This is a genomic window from Acidimicrobiales bacterium (assembly GCA_022452145.1).
GTDB lineage: Bacteria > Actinomycetota > Acidimicrobiia > Acidimicrobiales > MedAcidi-G1 > UBA9410.
On record JAKURY010000021.1, the window covers coordinates 23,794 to 30,262 of the forward strand.

The following is a 6,469-nucleotide window of genomic DNA, read 5'->3' on the forward strand; positions in this document are numbered from 1 at the left end:
CGCTCAGGTACCCTGCACGCCCATGATCCCCAACGACAAGACGCTCTTCGACAAGGTGGTGAACCTCTCGAAGCGCCGGGGGTTCGTTTTCCAGTCTGCCGAGATCTACGGCGGCTTCCGCTCCACCTACGACTACGGGCCGATCGGCGTCCTCCTGCTCCGCAACGTGAAGGACCAGTGGTGGCGGACGATGGTCCAGCTGCGTCACGACGTGGTCGGCCTGGACGCCTCGATCCTTTCGCCTCCGGCCGTCTGGCAGGCCTCCGGCCACCTGGCCAACTTCTCGGACCCGATGGTCGACTGTCGCGAGTGCGGGGCCCGGCACCGTCAGGACAAGCTCGAGGACCAGGACACCTGCCCCTCGTGTGCCAGGTCCGGGACGCTCACCGATGTCCGCCAGTTCAACCTCATGTTCAAGACCCACGCCGGCCCCATGGTGGATTCGGCGGCAGAGGTATACCTGCGACCCGAGACGGCACAGGGGATGTTCATCAACTTCGCCAACGTGCTGAACACGTCACGCAAGAAGCCCCCCTTCGGCATAGCCCAGATAGGAAAGTCGTTCCGGAACGAGATAACCCCCGGCAACTTCGTGTTCCGGACCCGGGAGTTCGAGCAGATGGAAATGGAGTTCTTCGTACCGCCCGACGATTCGGACGGGTGGTACCGCTACTGGTGTGATGCCCGCATGGACTGGTACCGGGACCTCGGCATGCCCGAGGACCGCCTGCGCCTCCGGGAGCACGACAACGAGGAGCTCAGCCACTACTCGACCGGCACGGCCGATGTGGAGTTCCTGTTTCCGTGGGGGTGGGACGAACTGGAGGGCATCGCCAACCGGACCGACTTCGACCTGAACAGGCATTCGGAGAGTTCCGGGGCGAAGCTGGAGTACCACGACCCGGCGTCGGGCGAGCGCTACGTACCCCACGTGATCGAGCCGGCGGCTGGTGCCACCCGCACCGCCATGGCTTTCCTGATGGCCGCCTACGACGAGGAGGAGGTCAACGACGACGTCCGGACCGTGCTGCGCCTCGACCACCGACTGGCGCCGTACAAGGTGGCGGTCCTTCCACTCTCCAAGAAGCCGGAGCTGATCGACCCGTCCAACGAGGTGCTGGGGCTGCTCCAGCCCCACTGGATGTGCGACTACGACCAGACTCAGGCCATAGGCCGGCGCTATCGGCGCCAGGACGAGATCGGCACGCCGTACTGCGTGACCATCGACTTCGACACCCTCGACGACCTGGCGGTGACGGTCCGGGACCGCGACTCGATGGCCCAGGAGAGGGTGCCGATCGACGGCCTGGTCGACCACTTGGCCAGCCGACTCATCCCCTGACCTGACCTTCCGGCACGCCCCCCTCCGGGGCGGCGGGCCAGACTGGGGTTGTGGAGAACCCGGACGACCTTCGACGCCTCGTCGCCGATGCATCGACGGCCGACAGCGCCGAGGCGCGCTGGTCCGCGGTGGCCGCCGTCCCCCCGTCGCTGGTCGAGTCGCTCCTGCACGCCGGCCTGCGGGACGGGACGGGCCTCGAGGTGCTGGGCAGCGGCGTCGGCGCCAGCCCGGGCGTGGCCAGCGGGGTGCTGTGCCTGACCGCCGAGGCGGTCCTGGACGCCTCGGACCGTGGCGAGGCGGCGGTGCTGGTATGCGATGAGACCACGCCGGCCGACGAGATCGGCATGCAGCTCGCCGATGGCATCGTGACGGCCCGTGGAGGCATGGCCAGCCACGCGGCCGTGGTGGCACGCGGCTGGGGCATCCCGGCGGTGGTGGGCCTGGCCGACCTCCAGGTGGCCGGCGACCACGCCGTCCTGGGAGGGCGCCGTCTGGAGGAATGGTCGGCTGTCTCGCTGGACGGCACGACGGGCGAGGTGTTCGCCGGAGCCGCCGAGGTGGCCGTCGCCGACGAGATCCCCGAACTCGACGTGCTTCTGTCGTGGGCCGACGAGGTTCGCGGTGACCGGGTGGGGGTGCGGGCCAACGCCGACCGGGCCGACGACGCAGCCCGGGCCAGGTCCTTCGGTGCAGAGGGCATCGGCCTCTGCCGGACCGAGCACATGTTCCTGGGCGACCGCCTCCCTGTAATCCGCCGGTTCCTCCTGGCCGAGGATCCAGGCGAGGGGGCTACGGCGCTCGAGGAGTTGGGAGCCGTCCAGCGGGTCGACCTGGCAGCGGTACTGGAGGCCATGGCGCCACTGCCCGTCACCGTCAGGCTGCTCGACGCCCCCCTCCACGAGTTCCTCGGCGACGCTTCGCCGCTCGGCGCCGAACACAACCCGATGCTGGGAGCCCGAGGCATCCGGCTGGCCGTGTTGTGCGAGGGTCTGTACCGGATGCAGACCCGCGCCCTGCTGGCCGCCATGGCCGATCTACGGGACGCCGGGAGCCACCCACACGCAGCGGTGATGCTCCCGCTCGTGGCGACGGCAGCCGAACTGGAGCTCGTCCGGGGCTGGGTGCTTGACGAGATCGACGTGGCGGCACCCGATGAGCCTCCCCCCGTCGGCACCATGATCGAAACGCCCAGGGCCGCTCTGCTGGCGGGTGAGATGGCGCACCACGCGGACTTCTTCTCATTCGGCACCAACGACCTCACCCAGATGGTGTTCGGGTTCAGCCGCGACGACGTCGAGCAACGGATCATGGGTGAGTACCTCTCCCGGGGCCTGCTCCCCGACAACCCGTTCGAACGGCTGGACCCTGGGGCGGTGGCTCCACTGGTGGCCGCGGCGACTAGGGCCGGTCGGCTGGCCCACCCGGGCCTCGAGGTGGGCGTGTGCGGTGAGCACGGCGGGGACCCGGCCTCGATCCACCTGCTGGTGGCGGCCGGCGTGGACTACGTGTCCTGCTCGCCGTTCCGGGTGCCGATCGCCCGACTGGCCGTGGCCCAGGCGCTCATCTCGCTCGACGCCTGAACGTCCTGGCTGCCTGCCGGGGCCCCTCCGGCGGACCCAAGGGTGTCCGGAGAGCCGTCCGGAGGCCGGTGGTACGTTCGGCCTATGGGCATAGTGGACGATGACGTGAGGCGTGTCCGCGACGAGACCGACATCATCCGGATCATCACTGAGCACACGCAGCTCAAGAAGCAGGGCTCCCAGTGGATGGGGCTCTGCCCGTTCCACGGCGAGAAGTCGCCGTCCTTCTCCGTCAACGCCGAGAAGGGCGTCTACTACTGCTTCGGGTGTCAGGCCAAGGGCGATGCCATCGACTTCGTGCGCGAGACCGAGGGCCTCGACTTCGCCGGTTCGGTCGAGTTCCTGGCCGCCAAGGCGGGCGTCACCCTGCGGTACACCGACCGTCACGAGGGCCGGAGTCGCAACCGGCGCAGGGAACATGCCGAGCACGTGGGGCGGGCGGTGGACTTCTACCACCAGCGGCTCCTCGACCACCCGGAGGCCCGTCCGGCCCGCGACTACCTGCGCTCCCGTGGCTACGACAGCGACGTGGCCCGTCGGTTCAGCATCGGGTGGGCGCCCGACGAGTGGTCGGATCTGTCACGCCACCTCCGCCTGGCCGACGACGAGTGGACGGCCACCGGCCTCGGCGGCATCAACAAGAGCGGCGGCCAGTACGACTTCTTCCGCTCCCGGATCGTCTTTCCGATCTTCGACGCTCAGGGCAACGCCATAGGGTTCGGGGGTCGCAAGCTCCCGGACGGCGAGGGACCCAAGTACAAGAACACCTCGGACGCCGCCGAGTTCTACTCCAAGGGACAGGTGCTCTACGGGCTGCACTGGGCCAAGGCCGAGGCGGGCCGCACCGACGAGTTGGTGGTGTGCGAGGGCTACACGGACGTGATCGGTTGCCATCTCGCTGGGATCGAGCGGGCGGTGGCCACCTGCGGTACTGCGCTGACCCCCCAGCACGCCCGGGCCATGGCGCGCTTCGCCAAGCGGATCGTCCTGGCGTTCGATGCGGACGGGGCCGGACAGGCCGCCGCAGAGCGGGTCTATTCGTGGGAGGAGGAGTTCGGCGTGAGGTTCGCGGTGGCGGCCCTGCCAGAGGGCAGCGACCCCGGTGACCTGGCCGGGAGCGATCCGGATGCACTGCGGACGGCGATCGAGTGCGCACGTCCCTTCCTGGAGTTCCGGGTGGATCGGGAACTGGACCGGGGCGACCTGGGATCGGCCGAAGGCCGCGCCCTGGCGTCCACGGCGGCCATGCGCCTGGTGGCCGAGCACCCGGACTCGCTCGTACGCGACCAGTACGTGATGCGTATCGCAGATCGCTGCATGGTGAGCGCCGACGAGGTCCGGCGACGTGGTGAGCGCCCGGCCGCCGAGTCGAGGGAGCGAGGTCGTCGAGTGGAGGTGGACACCGGCACGCGTCCGGTCGGACCGGGTCACCTGACCCCCGAGCACCAGGCCCTCCGCCTGCTCGTCCACCGGCCGGAGGAGATCCGCGACCACCTCGTGGCTGCGCTCTTCGAGGATCCTGTCAACAGGGCGGCCCTCGGGGCCCTCGGCGACGGACACGACCTCCATGCGGCGATGGACCGGAGCGACGGCGTGGTCTCCGACCTGCTGGGTCGACTGGCCGTACAGGATGGGTCCGACGACGAGCCGCGCGGCATCGTGTCGCGGCTGCTCTTCCTGGCTGCAGAGCGCGTCGCCGTCGCCCTGGAGGCCGAGGCCCGCCTGACCGGCGACCTGGCGGCCTACCAGCCGTCCATCTCCTACCTGCGCACCCAGATGATCGTCCTGCGCGAGGCGACCTCCGACCTCGCCACCATCGAGCCCCTACTACGGTGGTTGGTCGACTTCTCGGAGGGGAGGGTCGATGCCTGATACGACCTCCGGGTTGCCCTCATGGCCCGGAGTCTCGGAGTTCGAGGTGGCGCGACTGCTCCGTCGCGGTCGGGCTCGCGGCAGCCTCACCCTCGACGAGGTGATCGACGTCGTGCGAGATGCCGAGCTGACCTCTGAGCTGATTGCCGGCATCCGCTCGTCGCTCCGGGCCGAGGGCATCGATTTCGAAGAGACGGTCGCCGTGGAAGTCGACGCCGATGAGGTCCTGCGCCTGGTGCGGGCCAGCCGGGGGGAGTACAAGGTGCGGCTCGAGACCGGTACAGACCAGGGCTCGGTGAGCGACTCGACCCGCCTCTACCTGCGGGAGATCGGCCAGGTGGCCCTGTTGACCGCCGCCGACGAGGTGGAGCTGGCCGGCGCTATCACCGATGGCAACGAGGCCGAGGCTCGCCTGGCTGACCTGGCGGCGTCCGGTGAGTTGGGCCGGATTGACCGGGCAGAGGTAGCACGGCTCCGCCGGCGGCAGCGCAAGGGCGACCGGGCCCGCGACCGGTTGACCCGTGCCAACCTCCGTCTCGTGGTCTCGGTGGCCAAGAGGTTCGGCGGCCGGGGCCTTCCGCTCCTCGACCTGTTCCAGGAGGGCAACCTCGGATTGATGCGGGCTGTCGAGAAATTCGACGCAGGCAAGGGCTTCAAGTTCTCAACGTATGCCACGTGGTGGATCCGACAGGCGATCACCCGCGCGATAGCCGACCAGTCGCGAACCATCAGGATTCCGGTCCACAAGGTGGATGCCATGAACCGGGTGTTGAGGGTCCAACGGGACCTCGCCCAGGAGCTCGAACGGGAGCCGTCGCACTCCGAGATTGGTGAACGGGCGGTCCTGAGGCCTGACGAGGTCGAGGACCTCCTGCGCCTGGCCAGCGAGCAGGACAACCCGCTCTCGTTGGATTCCCCGATGGGTGACGAGCAGGACGCCAGCCTGGCCGACCTCGTGCCCGACCTGAGGGCCATCGCCCCGGCCGATGCCGCTGCCCGGCGACTCCTGGGAGAGGCGGTCCTGGCCTCCCTGGACGATCTGGACAAACGGGAGAAGGACGTCGTCCGTATGCGCTTCGGCCTGGATGGTGAGCAGCCGCGGACACTCGAGGAGGTGGGAAGGCACTTCGGGGTTACGCGCGAGAGGGTGCGTCAGATCGAGGCCAGGACCATGGCCAAGTTGCGGCATCCGCACCGTTCCCAGAAGCTCCGCGACTACCTCGACGAGGGCTGATCGGAGGCCCTCTGGCGCCCGTTTCGGAATCCGGGGACGGGGGCCGCGCTGGTATCCTGCGCACGCCCTTTCCGGGGTAGCTCAGCTGGCAGAGCGTCGGACTGTTAATCCGCAGGTCGTGGGTTCGAGCCCCACCCCCGGAGCCACAAACACGCAAGCCAGGGCCGGTCTTTCGGGACCGGCCCTGTTCGCGTAGTGGGCAGGCCTTCCACGGGCTTTCACATCTAGGTCAGTTCTGTTCACCCCTCAGCACTTTGTGGCAACTGTTACGTCGAGTAGGTGGAGCCGATGGCTCGAAGCGCTGCGTCCTCGATCACCCAAGGATGAACGAACCAAGCTGTTCTTCCATCAGCTTTGGCTCGTGCCCGGCCCGAAAGCGTGATGCCATGTACGACCATCAGCGCGTTGTTGGGATGTCTTGATCGGTGGAACTCAACTTCG

The 6,469-nt window shown here is 68.7% G+C and carries 4 protein-coding genes and 1 tRNA gene; all 5 read left to right on the forward strand.

Translation table 11 applies throughout. The features are described 5' to 3' along the window. Positions 1 to 22: 22 nt before the first annotated feature. The 5 genes from MK177_08415 (at position 23) to MK177_08435 (ending at position 6,174) form a co-directional block, all read left to right on the forward strand. Positions 23 to 1,342 (forward strand): glycine--tRNA ligase, encoded by a 1,320-nt coding sequence (locus MK177_08415; GenBank protein MCH2427339.1) that lies wholly within the window; start codon positions 23 to 25, stop codon positions 1,340 to 1,342. 50 nt (positions 1,343 to 1,392) lie between these two features. After that, positions 1,393 to 2,922 carry a PEP-utilizing enzyme gene (locus MK177_08420; protein MCH2427340.1) on the forward strand — a complete coding sequence of 510 codons (1,530 nt, stop codon included), beginning with the start codon at positions 1,393 to 1,395 and terminating at the stop codon, positions 2,920 to 2,922. Positions 2,923 to 3,006: 84 nt separating this feature from the next. Beyond that, entirely contained in the window at positions 3,007 to 4,794 is a 1,788-nt protein-coding gene (gene dnaG / locus MK177_08425; GenBank protein ID MCH2427341.1) for a DNA primase, read from the forward strand. Further along, entirely contained in the window at positions 4,787 to 6,028 is a 1,242-nt protein-coding gene (locus MK177_08430) for a sigma-70 family RNA polymerase sigma factor (protein ID MCH2427342.1), read from the forward strand. The genes dnaG and MK177_08430 overlap by 8 nt, the downstream gene beginning before the upstream one ends. A 70-nt stretch (positions 6,029 to 6,098) precedes the next feature. Then, positions 6,099 to 6,174, forward strand: a tRNA-Asn gene (locus MK177_08435). The last annotated feature ends 295 nt before the right edge of the window (positions 6,175 to 6,469 follow it).